We start from the raw sequence: 16,232 nt of genomic DNA, 5'->3' as shown, positions 1-16,232 counted from the left end.
CTCGCAACACAATGTCTGACGCACCTGAAGCGACCCCGGTCCCGGCCAAAACCAGCGAGCCGCACCCCCTCGATGCGTTGACGGGCGGCGCCTTTTCCGCGGCCACGTCGGGCGAGCGCTCGGCGCGTATCCGCGAATGGCTTGCCACGCAGCCCGCCACCGACAAGTTGCAGGAAGTGTTCAAGGAGCTCAGCGCCCGCGACAAGGGCGCCGCGCGCGCCGTGCGCGAGCGGCTCGACGAGATTCGCCGCGCACAGGGCCAGGCGGCCATTGCCGCCGAATGGCAGGCCAAGGCCGAGGCCCTGCTGGCTGCGGCCCAGCTCAACATTGCCGATGCCCTGGCCTGGCAGCGCGACGCGGCCAAGGCCGGCGCGCCGCTGTCGCGCGAGCCCCTGTCGCAGCTCAAGGCGCAGCTGAGCGAACGCGTCAAGACCATCGAGGACCTGCAGCATCGCGTGCAGGTGCAGCGCGAGGCCGCGGTGCTGCTCGCGCAGCGCATCGAGGTGCTGTCCACCAAGCCCTGGCAGGACGCGCAGAACGCCCTCGAGGCCCTGACGGCCGACGTCGGCCGCTGGCAGGAGCAGGCCCAGGCGCTGACCGGCGACGCCGCGTGGTCCAGCGTGGAGGCGCGCTTTCCGACCCAGCTCGAATCCTCGCGCAGCCAGCTGCTCGTGGTCTGGGAGGCCTTCCAGTCCGCGCTGGCGCTGACCGCGGCGGCCGCCCAGGATGCCTCCGCGCCCCTGCCGCCCGTGCCCGTCTGGGCCGACGAGCTGCGCCAGGCGCGCGGCCTGCCGGCCGAGGCCGCGGCGACTGCGCCCCGTGCGCCCGCCAGGCCCAAGGTCGACCCCGAGGTGCGCGACAAGGCCATGCAGGCCGTGCGCGAGGCGCTGGGCAAGCTCGAGCAGGAAACCGCCCAGGGCCATGGCAAGGCCAGCGCCGGCGCCGCCACGGCGCTGCGCGCCGTGCTCAAGGTGCATGGCCGCTTCATCGACGCCGAGCTCGAGCGCAAGGTGCATGCGGCGCTCGTGGCCGCCGGCGAGCTCGAAGGCTGGCAGCGCTGGAGCGCCGACCAGCTGCGCGAAGACCTGGTGGCGCGCGCCGAGGCGCTGCTCGCCCGCCCCGACGGACAGGCGCTGGGCGGACGCAAGATGCAGGAGTCGCTGCGCCAGTTGCGCGAGCAGTGGAAGCAGGCCGACCAGGGCGCTCCGGCCAACCATGGGCTGTGGAAGAAGTTTGACGATGCCTGCAACGCCGCCCACAAGGTCGTCGAGGCATGGCTCGAGAAGGTGCGCGCCGAAGGGGCCGAGCACCGCGCGCAGCGCATGGCTCTGATCGAGGAGCTCAACCAATGGGCGCAGGCCCAGGCCGGCGCGGCCGCCGCAGACTGGAAGGCGGCCAACCGCGCACTGCATCAGTTTGGCGAGCGCTGGCGCTCCGGCGGCCATGTGAGCGAGAAGATCTACGCCGAGCTGCAGCCGCTGTGGAAGCAGGCCGTGGCCACGGCGTCTGCGCCGCTGGAGGCTGCGCAAAAGGCCAGCCTGCAGCTGCGCCAGGCCATGATTGCCGAGGCCGAGGCCCTGGGCGCCGCGGCCACGCTGCGCATCGACGCCGTCAAGGCATTGCAGCAGCGCTGGCAGGCCGAGGCGCAGACCGTGCCGCTCGACCGCCGCCAGGAGCAAAAGCTCTGGGACGCCTTCCGCAAGCCCATTGACGAGGCCTTCAACCGCAAGACCGCCGAGCGCGAGCGCGGCGCCGCGCAGATGAGCGCACGCGACCGTGCGGTGCTAGACGCCTCCAAGGCGCTCGAGGCGGCCAACGCCACGGGTGACGCGCAGCAGATCCGCGCGGCCATGGCGGCGCTGGAACTCGCGCTCAAGGAGCAGGCGGGGCAGGGCGCTGCCGCAGCATCACAGCAGAATCAGGCTGAAGGCCAGGCGGATCAAGTGCAAGCAGCTACAAAAACAGAAGCAAAAACAGAAGCCGGTGAGTCCGCAGAGGCCCCCGCGCGGCCCGCGCCGGCCGCACGCCCCGTGGTCGCCGTGCGCGGCGATGACCGCCCCGGCATGCGCAAGTCCGAGCCCGCGCCGCAGGGCCGCGGCGGCCGCGGCGGGCCCGAGCGCCGTGACACACGCGATGGCCGTGGCCCGCGCGACGGTGCCGGGCGTGGCCGTGAGCGCGAAGGCATGGCCGCGCGTGGCCCGCGCCTGGGCGATGCCGCCTTCCGCGCCCAGCGCGAAGCCATGGAGCATGCGCAGAGCGCGCTGCGCAAGCTCGCGGCCCAGGCCCATGGCGAGGCGCTCACCCAGCTCATGACGGCCTGGAAGAGCCGCGACGCCGGTCAGCTGCCCAGCGCGCAGGAACTCGGCGGCAAGGTGTCGGCCAGCGTGCGCACGGCCTGGAGCCAGGCCCTGTCCCAGGCCGCAGGGGCCACGGCCGACCAGGCCCTGCTGCGCCTGGAGATCGCCGCCGAGGTGCCCACGCCCGCCGACCAGCTGGCCGCGCGCCGCGCGCTGCAGCTGCAGATGCTCACGCGCCGCAACGACCCCGCGCCCGCCGATACCTGGGCCCAGGATGCCGCCCAGGTTCTGGCCGGCGCCAGCGACGATGCCAGCGCACGCCGCCTGCAGGCGGCGCTGAAGGTGCTGCTGCGCAAGTGATCCGCAAGTGATCCCTACGGCCGCCCCGGCGAAGGCCGGGAGCCCATGAAAAAATGCCCGGTGCGATGCGCCGGGCATTTTTTTGATAGCTGCTTGCGCTTGCTGTGCAAGTGCTGGAGGCTGATTGGATGCTCAAACCGCCAATCCTTCGGATGCACCCGCAATGCCCGTCATCGCCGCGAAGGCGGGGATCCACAGAAGCCATGAAGCCACGGCGCGGGAGCCACCGGGATCCCCGCTTTCGCGGGGATGACAGGGATGTCGGGTGTGTCGGCGGGGATGACGGGGTATCGGTGGATGACGCGGGTTGTCTCAACAACACCAATCGCTGCCTGAACCCGATCCGCGGTGCCTATTTCTTGACGCTGCCGTCCTCGAGCTGCGCCAGGGCCGCATTGCCGCCCAGCGACAGCAGGCCGGCGCGCGCGTACACGCCGAGCTTGCCGCGCGTGTCGGAGATGTCGAGGTTGCGCATGGTCAGCTGGCCGATGCGGTCGAGCGGCGAGAACGGCGCGTCCTCGACCTTCTCCATCGACAGGCGCTCGGGCGCGTAGGTCAGGTTGGGGCTTTCGGTGTTCAGGATGCTGTAATCGTTGCCGCGACGCAGCTCCAGCGTGACGGTGCCGGTCACGGCGCGCGCCACCCAGCGCTGGGCGGTCTCGCGCAGCATGATGGCCTGGGGGTCGAACCAGCGGCCCTGGTACAGCAGGCGTCCGAGCTTGAGGCCGTTGAGGCGGTACTGCTCGATGGTGTCCTCGTTGTGGATGCCGGTCACCAGGCGCTCGTAGGCGATGTGCAAGAGGGCCATGCCCGGGGCCTCGTAGATGCCGCGGCTCTTGGCCTCGATGATGCGGTTCTCGATCTGGTCGCTCATGCCCAGGCCATGGCGGCCGCCGATGCGGTTGGCCTCGAGGAACAGTTCCACGGGGTCGGCGATTTCGCGGCCGTTGAGCGCCACGGGCCGGCCCTCGTCAAAGGTGACGGAGACTTCCTCGGCCGGCACATCGACCTCCGGCTTCCAGAACGCCACGCCCATGATGGGGTTGACGATGCGGATGCCGCTGTTCAAGAACTCCAGGTCCTTGGCCTCGTGCGTCGCGCCCAGCATGTTGCTGTCCGTGCTGTAGGCCTTCTCGGCGCTCATCTTGTAGCCAAAGCCTTCCTTCGTCATGAAGGCCGACATCTCGGCGCGCCCGCCAAGCTCGTCGATGAAGGCCTGGTCCAGCCAGGGCTTGTAGATGCGCAGGCTGGGGTTGGTGAGCAGCCCGTAGCGGTAGAAGCGCTCGATGTCGTTGCCCTTGAAGGTGGAGCCGTCGCCCCAGATGTGCACGTCGTCCTCCTTCATCGCGGCCACCAGCATGGTGCCCGTGACGGCGCGGCCCAGCGGCGTGGTGTTGAAGTAGGCGATGCCACCGGTGGAGATGTGGAACGCCCCGGCCTGGATGGCGGCAATGCCCTCGTGCGCGAGCTGCGTGCGGCAGTCGATCAGGCGTGCCTGCTCGGCGCCGTACTCCATGGCCTTGCGCGGGATGGCGTCGTAGTCCTGCTCGTCGGGCTGGCCCAGGTTGGCGGTGTAGGCGTAGGGAATGGCGCCCTTGTTCTTCATCCAGCGCAGCGCGGCGCTGGTATCGAGGCCGCCCGAGAAGGCGATGCCGACCTTCTGGCCGACGGGGAGGTTTTGCAGGATGGTTGCCATGGAAAGCTCTTCAAAAACAATAGCTTGTCGCGCTTGCTGCGCAAGGGCTGGAGGCCAAAAAAGACGATAAATATCAGCCGAAGTGGCAGATGTAGTGATAGGCCTCGGCCACGCGGATGTCGAAGCTGGAGTTGCCCGGGATGCTGAACCGGTCGCCGGGGCCGGAGCGGAGCCAGGCCTCGCTGCCCGCAAGGCGGTATTCGCAGGAGCCGGCCACGCATTCCATGATCTCGGGCGCGCCGGTGTTGAAGGTGAGCGTCGCGGGCAGCACCACGCCGACCGACTTCTTCGTGCCGTCGGGGTAGGTGATGCCGTGGCTCACGCATTTGCCGTCAAAGTAGACATTGGCCTGGGTGCTGACGGTGACGCCGGCAATCGATTCGGTGGTCATGATGGTGGCTGCAGATCAGGGACAAACCGGCGATTTTAGGCCGCTGCCGCGGACCGTGGCGGCGCCGCCGCCGTGAAGGCGCGAAACAGGGTTGGGGGCGGGCTTCGTGCCCACCCGAATCAATAGCCCCCGTAGGGGTAGTGCGGGCGCGGCGGACGGTGCGGGTGGTACGGACGGTGTGGGTAGCCGTAGGGCGCGCTGAATTCGATGATGGTCGGGGGCGGCTGCACGATATAGGCGGGCGGGCCAGGCTGCGTGCCCAGCACCACGCCGGGCTGCGCGTAGCCGCTGCCGTAGCGGTTGCCATAGGTCTGCGCGTCGTCGGAGGGCATGAGCGGCACGGCGGGCTGTACCGACAGGGCGATCCACTCGCCCGGATCGGACTGGGTGCGCGTGCGATGGCGACGCCCGGCGTATTCGTAGACCACGTCATAGCCGATCACGCGGCTCTCGTAATAGGTCTCGGTGGTGCAGCGCTGCACGTTCCGGTAGCCCGAGGGGCCGGCCTCGATCTGGTTGCCCAGCACGGCACCGCCGATCACGCCCAGGGCCGTGGCCGCGGCGCGCCCGCCGCCCCCGCCGATGGCATTGCCCGCGGCGCCGCCGGCAATGGCGCCCAGCACGGCACCCGCGCCGGTCGTGGGGCGCGGGCCGCCGTACACCGTTTCATTGCCGCAGACCTGCTGCGGCACCGCCACCTGCTGGGTGATGGGCGTGGCCGACAGCACGCGGCCCATCTCCTGTGCCTGTGTGACGGCGGCACCCGTGGTGGCCGCGGTCACGAGGGCGAAGACAACGATGTTTCTCATGACAGGAATACTCCTTTCGACCCTGCCATAACGCATGACGCGCGAGGGTCGCCGACAGTTTCAGTGCCCTGTGCGAACGACCTGCGGCGCGTGCGTAAATCTGGGTAAAGAGACGTCCATGGATGCTCACGCGCCGGCGGCCAGCTCGCGCCATGCGTCGGCCTTAAAGCCCACGGTCACGCGGCCCGTGGGCGTGCCGCTCCATTCGACCACGGGACGCTTGATGACCGAGGGGTGCTCGCGCATCAGGGCCGCGGCGCTTTCGGCGTCCTGGGCGCGGGCCTGCACGGCGGCGTCCAGGCGGCGCCAGGTCGTGCCCTGGCGGTTGAGCAGCTTCTCCCAGCCCACGGCGGCCATCCAGCCGGCCAGGCGCTCGGCCGGAACGCCCTGCTTCTTGAAGTCGTGGAACTGGCAGGCCAGTCCCTGGTCCTGCAGCCAGGCGCGCGCCTTCTTGACGGTGTCGCAGTTGGGAATGCCGTAGAGGATGATGGTGGTGGGGCTGTTCATGGGGTCGATCATCGCCCATGCGTGGCTCGGCGACAATTCGGCCCGCTATGCATACATTCCCCCAGACATTGGAAGGCTGGCTGGCGCACTGCGAGCAGCTGCACCCCCAGAACATCGACATGGGCCTGGCCCGCGTGGGCGAGGTGGCCCGCCGGCTGGCGCTGCGCTTTGACTGCCCGGTGATCACCGTGGCGGGCACCAATGGCAAGGGTTCGACCTGCGCGCTCATCGAATCCGTGGCGCGCCAGGCAGGCTACCGCACGGGTGTGTATTCCTCGCCGCACCTGGTGCGCTTCGAGGAGCGCTGCCGCATCCAGGGCGACGTCGTCGACGGCGCATCGCTGGTCGCGCATTTCGAGGCCGTCGAGCGCGCGCGCACCGAGGGCGGCGCCGAGGTGTCGCTGACCTACTTCGAGTTCACCACGCTCGCCATCCTGCGCCTGATGAGCCAGGCGCGGCTCGATGTGGCGATTCTCGAGGTCGGCCTGGGCGGGCGGCTCGACGCCACCAACATCATCGACGCGGACTGCGCCGTCATCACCAGCGTGGATGTCGACCATGTGGAGTATCTCGGCCCCGACCGCGAGACCATAGGCCGCGAGAAGGCCGGCATCATGCGCACCGGGCGCCCGGTTGTGGTCAGCGACCCCATGCCGCCGCAGAGCGTGATCGACCATGCGCGCGAGATCGGCGCCGAGCTGTGGCGCTTCGGCCAGGACTTCAACTACTCGGGCGACAAGCAGCAATGGGCCTGGGCCGGGCGCGGGCGGCGCTACGCGGGCCTGGCCTATCCGGCGCTGCGCGGGGCGAACCAGCTGATCAACGCCTCGGGCGCGCTGGCCGCGCTCGAGGCGCTGCGCAGCCGCCTGCCCGTCACGGCCCAGGCCGTGCGCCTGGGCCTGGCGCAGGTGGAGCTGCCCGGGCGCTTTCAGGTGGTGGCGGGCCAGCCCACGCTGGTGCTGGATGTGGCGCACAACCCGCATTCGGTCGCGGCGCTCACGGCCAATCTGGACGCCATGGCCTACTTTCCGGCCACGCACGCGGTGTTCGGCGCCATGGCCGACAAGGATCTCAAGCCCATGCTGGCCCGGATAGGGCCGCTGGTCGACCATTGGTACTTCACTGACCTGCCCACGCCGCGCGCCGAGACGGCCGCGAGCCTGCAACGCCAGTGGAACGCCCTGCAGATGGTCGCAGGCGGGCGCCGCCAGGTCGGCACCAGCCTGCATGCCAGCCCCGAGGATGCCTTGCGCGCCGCCATGGCCGCGGCGGACCCGGCTGATAGAATCGTGGTCTTTGGCTCGTTCTACACGGTGGGTGGTGTGCTCAAGGATGGAGTGCCCCGCCTGCAGGCCAAGCATCTGAGCGCATAACGGCTGCGCAGCACTCCATGGCATTTTTCAAGTTTCGATGGCCCGGCAGCTCGGAGCCCAAGGGCGACGGCAGCAAGTCCGCCACCAGGCGCTCGCGCGCGGGCGCCCAGGCCGAAAGCATCGAGGAGATGCGCCGGCGTGCGCGCCATCGCCTGATCGGCGCGGCCGTGCTGGTGCTGGCCGGCGTGGTGGGCTTTCCGCTGGTGTTCGACACCCAGCCCAGGCCGGTTGCGGTCAATGTGGCCATCGACATTCCCGATCGCAACAAGGTGCCGCCGCTGGTCCTGCCGCCCAAGGATGGCGCCGGCGCGGGCCAGGCGGCCGTGGCCGAGCCGGCAACGGCCGGGCTCGACGACGGCGAGGAGGTGCTGAGCAGCGCGCCGCGGACGGAGCCGGCGCAGTCCGTCCAGGCACAGCCTCAGGCCCAGGCTCAGGCACAGCACAAGCCGGCCGTCGAGGCCAAACCCGAGCCCAAGCCCGAACCCAGGCCGGAGCCCAAGCCCGAGGCCAAGCCGAAGCCCGAGCCCAAGCCGGAACCGAAGCCTGAGCCCAAGCCAGAACCGAAGCCGGCTGCCAGGCCCGAGGCGTCCGCAGAGTCCAGGCCCGCGCGCGTCGACGACGCCGCGCGCGCACGCGCCCTGCTGGAGGGGCGCAGCGTGCAGGCGCGGGCCGAGAGCCCCGCGGCCGCGGAGCAGGGCCGCTTCATCGTGCAGGTGGGCGCATTTGCCGATGCCGACAAGGTGCGCGAGGTGCGCCAGCGGCTCGAGCGCTCCGGGCTCAAGACCTATACCCAGGTGGTGGACACCAAGGATGGCAAGCGCACGCGCGTGCGCCTGGGGCCGTTCGAGAGCCGCGCCGATGCCGACAAGGCGGTCGGGCGCGTGAAGGCGGCGGGGCTGTCGGCGTCGGTGCTGACGCTGTAGCCGGGCGCCGCAGTTGCTGGATGGACTGCGCATGGCGGCGCTGGACTGGATTTTTCTCACCGTGCTGGCGGCGTCCCTGCTGATCGGGGCGTGGCGCGGGCTGGTGTTCGAGCTGTTTTCGCTGGCCGGCTGGGTGGTGGCGTTTTTTGCCGCCCAGTGGTATGCCGATGCGGCGGGAGCGTGGCTGCCCATGGGGCAGGCCGATGCGGCGTGGCGCCATGTGGCGGGATTCATCCTGGTCTTCGTGGCCACGGTGTTCGCCTGGGGCCTGCTGGCCTGGCTGGCGCAGAAGCTGGTGTCGGCCGTGGGCCTGCGGCCTGCCGACCGCGCCCTGGGCGCCTTGTTCGGCGCGCTGCGTGGCCTGGTGCTCTTGCTGGCGGTGGTGCTGGTGGTGGGGTGGCTGCAGTTGCAGCAGGCGCCCTGGTGGCAGCAGTCGCAGGCCGTCCCCTGGCTGGAGGCCGCGCTCAAGGGCCTGCGGCCCATGTTGCCGGCGCAGCTGGGGCAGCATCTGCCGGCGTGAATCGTGCCGCTGCGCGCAGCGGTCTGGAATGTGTTTGGGCGGGGCGGTCCCGCCGCTGAAATGGAACGCGAACTATGTGTGGAATCGTCGGCGTGGTCAGCAAGACCCCTGTCAATCAGCTGATCTATGACGCCTTGCTGCTGCTGCAGCACCGGGGGCAGGACGCCGCGGGCATTGTCACGCAGGAGGGGCGCAAGTTCTTCATGCACAAGGCCAAGGGCATGGTGCGCGACGTGTTCCGCACGCGCAACATGCGCGCGCTGCCGGGCCCGGTCGGCCTGGGCCAGGTGCGCTACCCCACGGCGGGCAATGCGTCGAGCGAGGAGGAGGCCCAGCCCTTCTACGTGAATGCGCCGTTCGGCATCGTCATGGTGCACAACGGCAATCTGACCAACGCCAAGCAGCTGCGCCGCGAGCTGGCCGAGACGGATCACCGCCACACGAATACCGAGAGCGATTCCGAGGTGCTGCTCAACGTGCTTGCGCACGAGCTCGCGCGCGCCAGCAGCGGCGCGCCGCTGCAGGTCGATGACGTGTTCGCCGCCGTGCGTGCGGTGCACAAGCGCCTCAAGGGCTCCTACGCCGTCGTGGCCCTGATCGCGGGCTACGGCCTGCTGGCCTTCCGCGACCCCTTCGGCATCCGCCCGCTGTGCCTGGGCCGCGGTGCCGACGGCACGGTGATGGTGGCCAGCGAGTCCGTGGCGCTCGAGGGCACGCTGCACCAGCTCGAGCGCGACGTGGCCCCCGGCGAGGCGGTGTTCGTGCACCTCGATGGCCGTATCGAGACCCGGCAATGCGCCGAGCAGCCAAGCCTGAACCCCTGCGTGTTCGAGTATGTCTATCTGGCGCGCCCCGACTCGGTCATGGACGGCATCTCGGTCTACCAGGCGCGCCTGAACATGGGCGAGACGCTGGCCAAGCGCGTGGTCTCCACCGTGCCGCCGAGCGAGATCGATGCCATCATCCCGATTCCCGAATCGAGCCGCCCGAGCGCTATGCAGCTCGCGCAGCTGCTGGGCATTCCGTATCGCGAGGGCTTCGTCAAGAACCGCTACGTGGGGCGCACCTTCATCATGCCGGGGCAGAGCACGCGCAAGAAGTCGGTGCGCCAGAAGCTCAACGCCATCGCCAGCGAATTCAAGGGCAAGCGCGTGCTGCTCGTCGACGACTCCATCGTGCGCGGCACCACCTCCAAGGAGATCGTGCAGATGGCGCGTGACGCGGGCGCCGTCAAGGTCTATCTGGCCTCGGCCGCGCCACCCGTGCGCCATCCCAACGTCTACGGCATCGACATGCCCACGCGCACCGAGCTCGTCGCGCACAACCGCACAGTCGAGGAGATCCGCCAGGTCATAGGCGCGGACGCCTTGATCTACCAGGACGTGGATGCCATGAAGCAGACCGTGGGCATGATCAATCCCAAGGTCCATGGCTTCGAGGCCTCGTGCTTCGACGGTGTGTACATCACCGGCGACATCTCCGACGAGGAGGTCACCGCCCTCAACGAGGGGCGCCAGCGCGGCGGCGAGGACGAGGCGGAGGACACCTCGCGCCTGTCCCTGCCCAATGCGCAGGAGTCGTGACACGAGTCCGTGGACTGTCAAAAAGATGAGCGCCTCGCGCTTGTCTGGGCTGATTTTCTGGTCGTTTTGTGCCTGAATGCACGATCCACCAAGCGTCAGCAGCTCTTATTTTCAAAGCATCCTAGATATCGTGAACGATCATTCCTTGCCGCCGGGCCTGCATCCGGACACTCTTGCCGTGCGCCAGGCCGTCGAGCGCAGCCAATGGGGCGAGCACAGCGAGGCCCTGTACCTGACGAGCAGCTTCGTGCAGAGCGACTGCGCCACGGCCGCCGAGCGCTTTGCCAACGCCGAGCTCGGCTACACCTACACCCGCACCGCCAACCCGACGGTGGCGAGCTTCGAGCAGCGCCTGGCGGCCATGGAGGGCACGGAATGCGCCGTGGCCGCCAGCACCGGCATGGCGGCCATCCTGCTCGTGGCGCTGACGGCGCTCAAGGCCGGTGACCATGTGGTGGCCTCGCAGTCCATGTTCGGCTCCACCATGAAGCTGCTGGGCACCGAGATGGCGCGCTTTGGCGTCGAGACCACCTTTGTGTCCCAGACCGACTCTGCCGCCTGGAAGGCGGCCGTGCGCCCGAACACGCGCATGCTGTTTGCCGAGACGCCGACCAATCCGCTGACCGACCTGTGCGACATCGCCCAGCTCGCCGACATCGCGCACAACCACGGCGCGCTGCTGACGGTGGACAACAGCTTCGCCTCGCCCGTGTTGCAGCGCCCCGCGGAGTTTGGTGCCGACCTCATCGTGCACTCGGGCACCAAGCTCATCGACGGCCAGGGCCGTGTCATGGCCGGCGCCGTGTGCGGCACGACGGCGCTGGTCGACAAGGTCATGGGCACCTTTCTGCGCAGCGGCGGCCTCAACCTCTCGCCGTTCAACGCCTGGGTGGTCTTGAAGGGCCTGGAGACGCTGGCGCTGCGCGTCAAGGCCGAGAGCGCCGCCGCGCTGGAGCTGGCGCGCTGGCTCGAAGGCCACCCCAAGGTCGCGCGCGTGTACTACCCCGGCCTGGAAAGCCACCCGCAGCACCAGCTCGCCATGCGCCAGCAGTCGGGCATGGGCGGCACGGTGCTGGCGTTTGACGTGGTGGGCCAGGGCGCCGAGCAGCTGCGCGCCAACGCCTTCCATGTGGTCGACAGCACGCGCCTGTGCTCTATCACCGCCAACCTGGGCGACGTCAAGACCACCATCACCCACCCGGCCAGTACCTCGCATGGGCGTCTGACCGAGGAGCAGCGCCAGGCCGCCGGCATTGGCCAGGGCCTGATTCGCATCTCGGTGGGCCTGGAACATCTGAACGATCTGAAGGCCGACCTGCTGCGCGGCCTGGACACCCTGCAATGACACAGAAAGTACGTACCCGATTCGCTCCGTCCCCCACGGGCTTCATCCACCTGGGCAACATCCGCTCGGCGCTCTACCCCTGGGCCTTTGCCCGCGCCAACGGTGGCGACTTCATCCTGCGCATCGAAGACACGGATCTGGAGCGCTCCACCCAGGCCTCGGTCGACGTCATCCTGGAGGGCATGGCCTGGCTGCAGCTAGACCATGACGAGGGCCCGTACTACCAGATGCAGCGCATGGACCGCTACCGCGAGGTGCTCGAACGGCTCAAGGCCAGCGGCCATGTCTATCCCTGCTACATGAGCGTGCAGGAACTCGACGCGCTGCGCGAGCGCCAGATGGCCAACAAGGAAAAGCCGCGCTACGACGGCACCTGGCGCCCCGAGCCGGGCAAGCAGCTGCCGCCCATTCCCGAAGGCGTGCAGCCCGTGCTGCGCTTCAAGACGCCGCAAACCGGCGTGGTGGCCTGGGACGACAAGTGCAAGGGCCGCATCGAGTTTCAGAACAGCGAGCTCGACGACCTGGTCATCGCCCGCCCCGACGGCACGCCCACCTACAACTTCTGCGTCTGCGTGGACGACATGGACATGGGCATCACCCATGTTATCCGTGGCGACGACCATGTGAACAACACGCCGCGCCAGATCCATATCTTCGAGGCCCTGGGTGCGCAGGTGCCGGTGTTTGCCCACCTGCCCACCGTGCTCAACGAAGCCGGCGAGAAGATGAGCAAGAGAAACGGCGCCAAGGCCGTCACGCAGTACCGTGACGAGGGCTACCTGCCCGACGCCATGGTCAACTATCTCGCGCGCCTGGGCTGGAGCCATGGCGACGACGAGATCTTCTCGCGCGCGCAGTTCCTGGAATGGTTCAACCTCGACCACCTGGGGCGCAGCGCCGGTCAGTTCGACGAGGCCAAGCTGCGCTGGGTCAACGCCCAGCACATGAAGGCGCTGGACGATGCCGAACTGGCCCGCCTGGTCACGCCGTTCGCCGAAAAGGCGGGCGTGCCGGCAGCCCAGCTGGACGAGCGCCTGCCGCGCATCTGCGCGCTGTTCAAGGACCGCTGCGACACCCTGGTCGACCTGGCCGCCTGGGTGCGCCTGTTCTATGTGGACGCCATCGAGCGCAACGCCGAAGACCTGGCCAAGCATGTGACGGAAGCGGCCCAGCCGCTGCTCGCCGCCTTTGCTGCTGCCATGCAGAGCGTGGAATGGAACAAGGACGCGATCGCCGCGGCCCTCAAGCAGGTGCTCAAGGAGCAGGGCGCCAAGATGCCGCAGCTGGCCATGCCCGTGCGCGTGCTCACCATGGGCACGGCGCACACGCCATCGGTCGATGCGGTGCTGGAATTGCTTGGGCGCGAAAAAATTCTCGCGCGTTTGCAAAACCACTGAAACTCTGTATATAATTTGAGGCTCAGGTGATGACGACAACGAAGCAGTTCGAGGTTGACATCAACGGGGGTATAGCTCAGCTGGGAGAGCGCTTGCATGGCATGCAAGAGGTCAGCGGTTCGATCCCGCTTACCTCCACCACCTGAAAAATCGAACGGAAGTTCTTAGGTTTTGACCCTATCGTCTAGAGGCCTAGGACATCACCCTTTCACGGTGAGTACCGGGGTTCGAATCCCCGTAGGGTCGCCAAGTTTTATTGCACTTGGACTCGCAAGAGTCGAACGCAATACCGACGCGGAGTGGTAGTTCAGTCGGTTAGAATACCGGCCTGTCACGCCGGGGGTCGCGGGTTCGAGTCCCGTCCACTCCGCCAAGAGTTTGAGGCAAAGCCGTTGCAAGTCCATGACATGCAACGGCTTTTTGCTTTTTCAAGGCTGCTGCGGCAGTGCGGCCGCCCTTGGCGCCCGGCAGTCCGGGCGCTCAGGGTATTCCTGTCCGTATCGCGGCCGTGGCCTCTCTAGAATCTGTTGCACTGCAATACACGACGGGCGAGAGACCCGAGGAGCCGTAAGTGACCGACACCAATCCCACGCCGGAAGCCAAGAGCGCGCAGCGCGTCATCAAGAAATACCCCAATCGCCGCCTGTACGACACTTCCACGTCGACCTATGTCACGCTGGCCGAGGTCAAGCAGCTGGTCATGAACGGCGAGTCGGTCGTCGTGCGCGATGCCAAGAGCGGCGAGGACCTCACGCGCAGCATCCTGCTGCAGATCATCCTGGAGGAGGAGGCCGGCGGCGCGCCCATGTTCAGCGAGGCGGCGCTGGCCAACATCATCCGCTTCTACGGCCACGCCATGCAGGGCTTCATGGGCAGCTACCTTGAGAAGAACGTGCAGATGTTCACCGAGATGCAGGCCAAGCTGGCCGAGCAGACCCAGGGCTTCACGCCCGAGATGTGGTCGCAGTTCATGAACCTGCAGTCACCCATGATGAAGGGGCTGATGGGCAACTACATGGAGCAGTCGCAAACCATGTACCAGCAGATGCAGGAGCAGATGCAGAAGCAGACCGAGCAGATGCTGGGTGCGTTCGGCATCAAGAAGCGCTGAAGGCCGACTGAAGGCCGACAGCAACGCCGGTTTCGGCCAAACTGGGACAATACGGGGATGAGCGATGCACTCTCCCCCACGAAAACCCCGAAGATCGGCTTCGTCAGCCTGGGCTGCCCCAAGAACCTGACGGACTCCGAACTCATACTCACGCAGCTCTCGGCCGAGGGCTACGAGACCTCCAAGACCTTCCAGGGCGCGGACCTGGTCATCGTCAACACCTGCGGCTTCATCGACGACGCCGTGCGCGAGAGCCTGGACACCATTGGCGAGGCGCTGGCCGACAACGGCAAGGTCATCGTCACCGGCTGCCTGGGTGCGCGTGCCGATGACGGCGGTGGCAACCTCGTCAAGGGCGTGCACCCCAATGTGCTCGCCGTCACCGGCCCGCATGCCGCGCAGGAGGTCATGGAGCATGTGCACCAGCACCTGCCCAAGCCGCACGACCCCTTCCTGGACCTGGTGCCCGGCAGCTTTGGCGATGCCGGCATCAAGCTCACGCCGCGCCACTATGCCTACCTGAAGATCAGCGAGGGCTGCAACCATCGCTGCACGTTCTGCATCATCCCGTCGATGCGCGGCGACCTGGTCTCGCGCCCCGTGGGCGACGTGCTCAAGGAGGCGCGCGCGCTGTTCGAGGGCGGCGTCAAGGAGCTCTTGGTCGTGAGCCAGGACACCTCGGCCTACGGCGTGGACGTGAAGTACCGCACCGGCTTCTGGGACGGCAAGCCCGTGCGCACGCGCCTGCTCGAGCTGGTCCAGACCCTGGGCGAGATCGCCAAGGGCTACGGCGCCTGGGTGCGCCTGCACTATGTCTACCCCTATCCGAGCGTGGACGACATCATCCCGCTGATGCAGGATGGCCTGGTGCTGCCCTATCTGGACGTGCCCTTCCAGCACAGCCACCCCGATGTTCTGAAGCGCATGAAGCGCCCGGCCAGCGGCGAGAAGAACCTCGAGCGCATCCAGCGCTGGCGCGAGATGTGCCCCGAGCTCGTGATTCGCAGCACCTTCATCGCGGGCTTCCCCGGCGAGACCGAGGAGGAGTTTGCCCACTTGCTGGACTTCCTGCGCGAGGCCCAGATCGACCGCGCCGGCTGCTTTGCCTACAGCAATGTCAAGGGCGCGGCCGCCAACGATCTGCCCGGCATGCTGCCCCAGGAGCTGCGCGAGGAGCGCCGCGCGCGCTTCATGGCCGTGGCAGAGGAAGTCTCCACCGCGCGCCTGCAGCGACGCGTGGGCCAGACCCTGCAGGTGCTGGTCGACAAGTCCGTAGGCCTGGGCAAGAAGGGCGGCGTGGGCCGCAGCTGGGCCGATGCGCCCGAGATTGACGGCCTTGTGCACCTGCTGCCGCCCGAGAAAATCAGCAAGACCTACAAGGTGGGCGACTTCGTCAAGGCGCGCATCGTGGGCACCCAGGGCCATGACCTGGTCGGCCTGCCGGTGTGACGGTTGCACATAAAAAAAGGAGCGTGGGGACCACGCTCCTTTTTTGTTGGCGGCTGCCCCAGGCGGGGCAGGGCGCCAGCACAGCCACTCAGCCCTGGACGGCCAGCAGCTCCACGTCGAACTTGAGCGTGGCGTTGGGCGGGATCACGCCGCCCGCGCCGCGCGCGCCGTAGCCCAGTTCGGGCGGGATGATGAGCGTGCGCTGGCCGCCGATCTGCATGCCCTGCACGCCCTCGTCCCAGCCCTTGATGACCATGCCCGCGCCCAGGGGGAATTCGAACGGGTCGTTGCGGTCGCGGCTGGAGTCGAACTTGGCGCCCTGCTGGCCGTCCTTGTAGAGCCAGCCCGTGTAGTGCACGCGCACGGACTGGCCGCGCGTGGCCGCGGCGCCCGTGCCGACGACGGTGTCTTCATACTGCAGGCCGGAGGCGGTGGTGGTGAAGGCCATGGGTTTCCTTGTCGTTGAAAAAA

The 16,232-nt window shown here is 68.2% G+C and carries 14 protein-coding genes and 3 tRNA genes; 12 read left to right on the top strand and 5 right to left on the bottom strand.

Annotation, left to right across the window (positions count from 1 at the left end):
* Positions 1-11 precede the first annotated feature (11 nt).
* On the top strand, positions 12-2,657 hold the full coding sequence (locus tag ABUE11_RS13255) for a DUF349 domain-containing protein (protein ID WP_367065731.1): 2,646 nt from the start codon (positions 12-14) through the stop codon (positions 2,655-2,657).
* A gap of 352 nt (positions 2,658-3,009) precedes the next feature.
* Here ABUE11_RS13255 and argG read toward each other — a convergent pair whose 3' ends face one another.
* The 4 genes from argG to ABUE11_RS13235 all read right to left on the bottom strand — a co-directional run bounded on the left by argG (position 3,010) and on the right by ABUE11_RS13235 (position 6,060).
* The gene (gene argG / locus ABUE11_RS13250; RefSeq protein ID WP_367065729.1) at positions 3,010-4,353 is read right to left on the bottom strand and encodes an argininosuccinate synthase; all 1,344 of its coding nucleotides are present in this window, start codon (positions 4,351-4,353) and stop codon (positions 3,010-3,012) included.
* A gap of 73 nt (positions 4,354-4,426) precedes the next feature.
* Complete coding sequence (locus ABUE11_RS13245) at positions 4,427-4,744, bottom strand: pyrimidine/purine nucleoside phosphorylase (protein ID WP_367065728.1); 318 nt, start codon at positions 4,742-4,744, stop codon at positions 4,427-4,429.
* Between the two features lie 119 nt (positions 4,745-4,863).
* Positions 4,864-5,553, bottom strand: coding sequence for a glycine zipper 2TM domain-containing protein (locus ABUE11_RS13240; RefSeq protein WP_367065727.1), 690 nt, complete (start codon positions 5,551-5,553; stop codon positions 4,864-4,866).
* Between the two features lie 126 nt (positions 5,554-5,679).
* On the bottom strand, positions 5,680-6,060 hold the full coding sequence (locus ABUE11_RS13235) for an ArsC family reductase (protein WP_367065726.1): 381 nt from the start codon (positions 6,058-6,060) through the stop codon (positions 5,680-5,682).
* Positions 6,061-6,107: 47 nt separating this feature from the next.
* Here ABUE11_RS13235 and folC point away from each other — a divergent pair, with 47 nt between their 5' ends.
* From folC to rimO, 11 genes are all read left to right on the top strand, one after another.
* Positions 6,108-7,433: a bifunctional tetrahydrofolate synthase/dihydrofolate synthase gene (gene folC, locus ABUE11_RS13230; RefSeq protein WP_367065725.1), complete on the top strand. Its 1,326-nt coding sequence runs from the start codon at positions 6,108-6,110 to the stop codon at positions 7,431-7,433.
* Positions 7,434-7,450: 17 nt separating this feature from the next.
* Entirely contained in the window at positions 7,451-8,356 is a 906-nt protein-coding gene (locus ABUE11_RS13225) for an SPOR domain-containing protein (RefSeq protein WP_367065724.1), read from the top strand.
* Positions 8,357-8,387: 31 nt separating this feature from the next.
* Positions 8,388-8,876, top strand: a complete 489-nt coding sequence (locus tag ABUE11_RS13220) for a CvpA family protein (protein ID WP_367065723.1) — start codon at positions 8,388-8,390, stop codon at positions 8,874-8,876.
* A 74-nt stretch (positions 8,877-8,950) separates the two neighbouring features.
* The gene (gene purF, locus ABUE11_RS13215) at positions 8,951-10,459 is read left to right on the top strand and encodes an amidophosphoribosyltransferase (RefSeq protein ID WP_367065722.1); all 1,509 of its coding nucleotides are present in this window, start codon (positions 8,951-8,953) and stop codon (positions 10,457-10,459) included.
* 130 nt (positions 10,460-10,589) lie between these two features.
* Positions 10,590-11,804, top strand: a complete 1,215-nt coding sequence (locus ABUE11_RS13210) for an O-succinylhomoserine sulfhydrylase (RefSeq protein ID WP_367065721.1) — start codon at positions 10,590-10,592, stop codon at positions 11,802-11,804.
* Positions 11,801-13,201 carry a glutamate--tRNA ligase gene (gene gltX / locus ABUE11_RS13205; RefSeq protein ID WP_367065720.1) on the top strand — a complete coding sequence of 467 codons (1,401 nt, stop codon included), beginning with the start codon at positions 11,801-11,803 and terminating at the stop codon, positions 13,199-13,201. Before ABUE11_RS13210 ends, gltX begins: the two co-directional genes overlap by 4 nt.
* 65 nt (positions 13,202-13,266) lie before the next feature.
* Positions 13,267-13,342: transfer RNA gene (locus ABUE11_RS13200), tRNA-Ala, on the top strand.
* A gap of 32 nt (positions 13,343-13,374) precedes the next feature.
* Positions 13,375-13,450, top strand: a tRNA-Glu gene (locus tag ABUE11_RS13195).
* Positions 13,451-13,497: 47 nt separating this feature from the next.
* Positions 13,498-13,574: transfer RNA gene (locus ABUE11_RS13190), tRNA-Asp, on the top strand.
* Positions 13,575-13,772: 198 nt separating this feature from the next.
* Positions 13,773-14,312 carry a polyhydroxyalkanoate synthesis repressor PhaR gene (gene phaR / locus ABUE11_RS13185; protein ID WP_367065718.1) on the top strand — a complete coding sequence of 180 codons (540 nt, stop codon included), beginning with the start codon at positions 13,773-13,775 and terminating at the stop codon, positions 14,310-14,312.
* 57 nt (positions 14,313-14,369) lie between these two features.
* Positions 14,370-15,761: a 30S ribosomal protein S12 methylthiotransferase RimO gene (gene rimO, locus ABUE11_RS13180; protein WP_367065716.1), complete on the top strand. Its 1,392-nt coding sequence runs from the start codon at positions 14,370-14,372 to the stop codon at positions 15,759-15,761.
* Between the two features lie 88 nt (positions 15,762-15,849).
* On the opposite strand, the gene ABUE11_RS13175 is transcribed toward rimO, so the two are convergent.
* Complete coding sequence (locus tag ABUE11_RS13175) at positions 15,850-16,209, bottom strand: FKBP-type peptidyl-prolyl cis-trans isomerase (RefSeq protein ID WP_367065715.1); 360 nt, start codon at positions 16,207-16,209, stop codon at positions 15,850-15,852.
* Positions 16,210-16,232 lie beyond the last annotated feature (23 nt).

Source organism: Oryzisolibacter sp. LB2S (genome assembly GCF_040732315.1).
Classification (GTDB): Bacteria; Pseudomonadota; Gammaproteobacteria; order Burkholderiales; family Burkholderiaceae_C; genus Alicycliphilus; species Alicycliphilus soli.
This window is presented reverse-complemented; position numbering and strand designations above follow the sequence as displayed.

Bases quoted from the DNA above. Each gene is read 5' to 3' on its own strand.
- ABUE11_RS13220 (WP_367065723.1), top strand. From the start codon at position 8,388: ATGGCGGCGCTGGACTGGATTTTTCTCACCGTGCTGGCGGCGTCCCTG.
- ABUE11_RS13255 (WP_367065731.1), top strand. From the start codon at position 12: ATGTCTGACGCACCTGAAGCGACCCCGGTCCCGGCCAAAACCAGCGAG.
- rimO (WP_367065716.1), top strand. From the start codon at position 14,370: ATGAGCGATGCACTCTCCCCCACGAAAACCCCGAAGATCGGCTTCGTC.
- purF (WP_367065722.1), top strand. From the start codon at position 8,951: ATGTGTGGAATCGTCGGCGTGGTCAGCAAGACCCCTGTCAATCAGCTG.
- ABUE11_RS13175 (WP_367065715.1), bottom strand. From the start codon at position 16,209: ATGGCCTTCACCACCACCGCCTCCGGCCTGCAGTATGAAGACACCGTC.
- ABUE11_RS13225 (WP_367065724.1), top strand. From the start codon at position 7,451: ATGGCATTTTTCAAGTTTCGATGGCCCGGCAGCTCGGAGCCCAAGGGC.
- folC (WP_367065725.1), top strand. From the start codon at position 6,108: ATGCATACATTCCCCCAGACATTGGAAGGCTGGCTGGCGCACTGCGAG.
- gltX (WP_367065720.1), top strand. From the start codon at position 11,801: ATGACACAGAAAGTACGTACCCGATTCGCTCCGTCCCCCACGGGCTTC.
- argG (WP_367065729.1), bottom strand. From the start codon at position 4,353: ATGGCAACCATCCTGCAAAACCTCCCCGTCGGCCAGAAGGTCGGCATC.
- ABUE11_RS13245 (WP_367065728.1), bottom strand. From the start codon at position 4,744: ATGACCACCGAATCGATTGCCGGCGTCACCGTCAGCACCCAGGCCAAT.
- ABUE11_RS13240 (WP_367065727.1), bottom strand. From the start codon at position 5,553: ATGAGAAACATCGTTGTCTTCGCCCTCGTGACCGCGGCCACCACGGGT.
- ABUE11_RS13235 (WP_367065726.1), bottom strand. From the start codon at position 6,060: ATGAACAGCCCCACCACCATCATCCTCTACGGCATTCCCAACTGCGAC.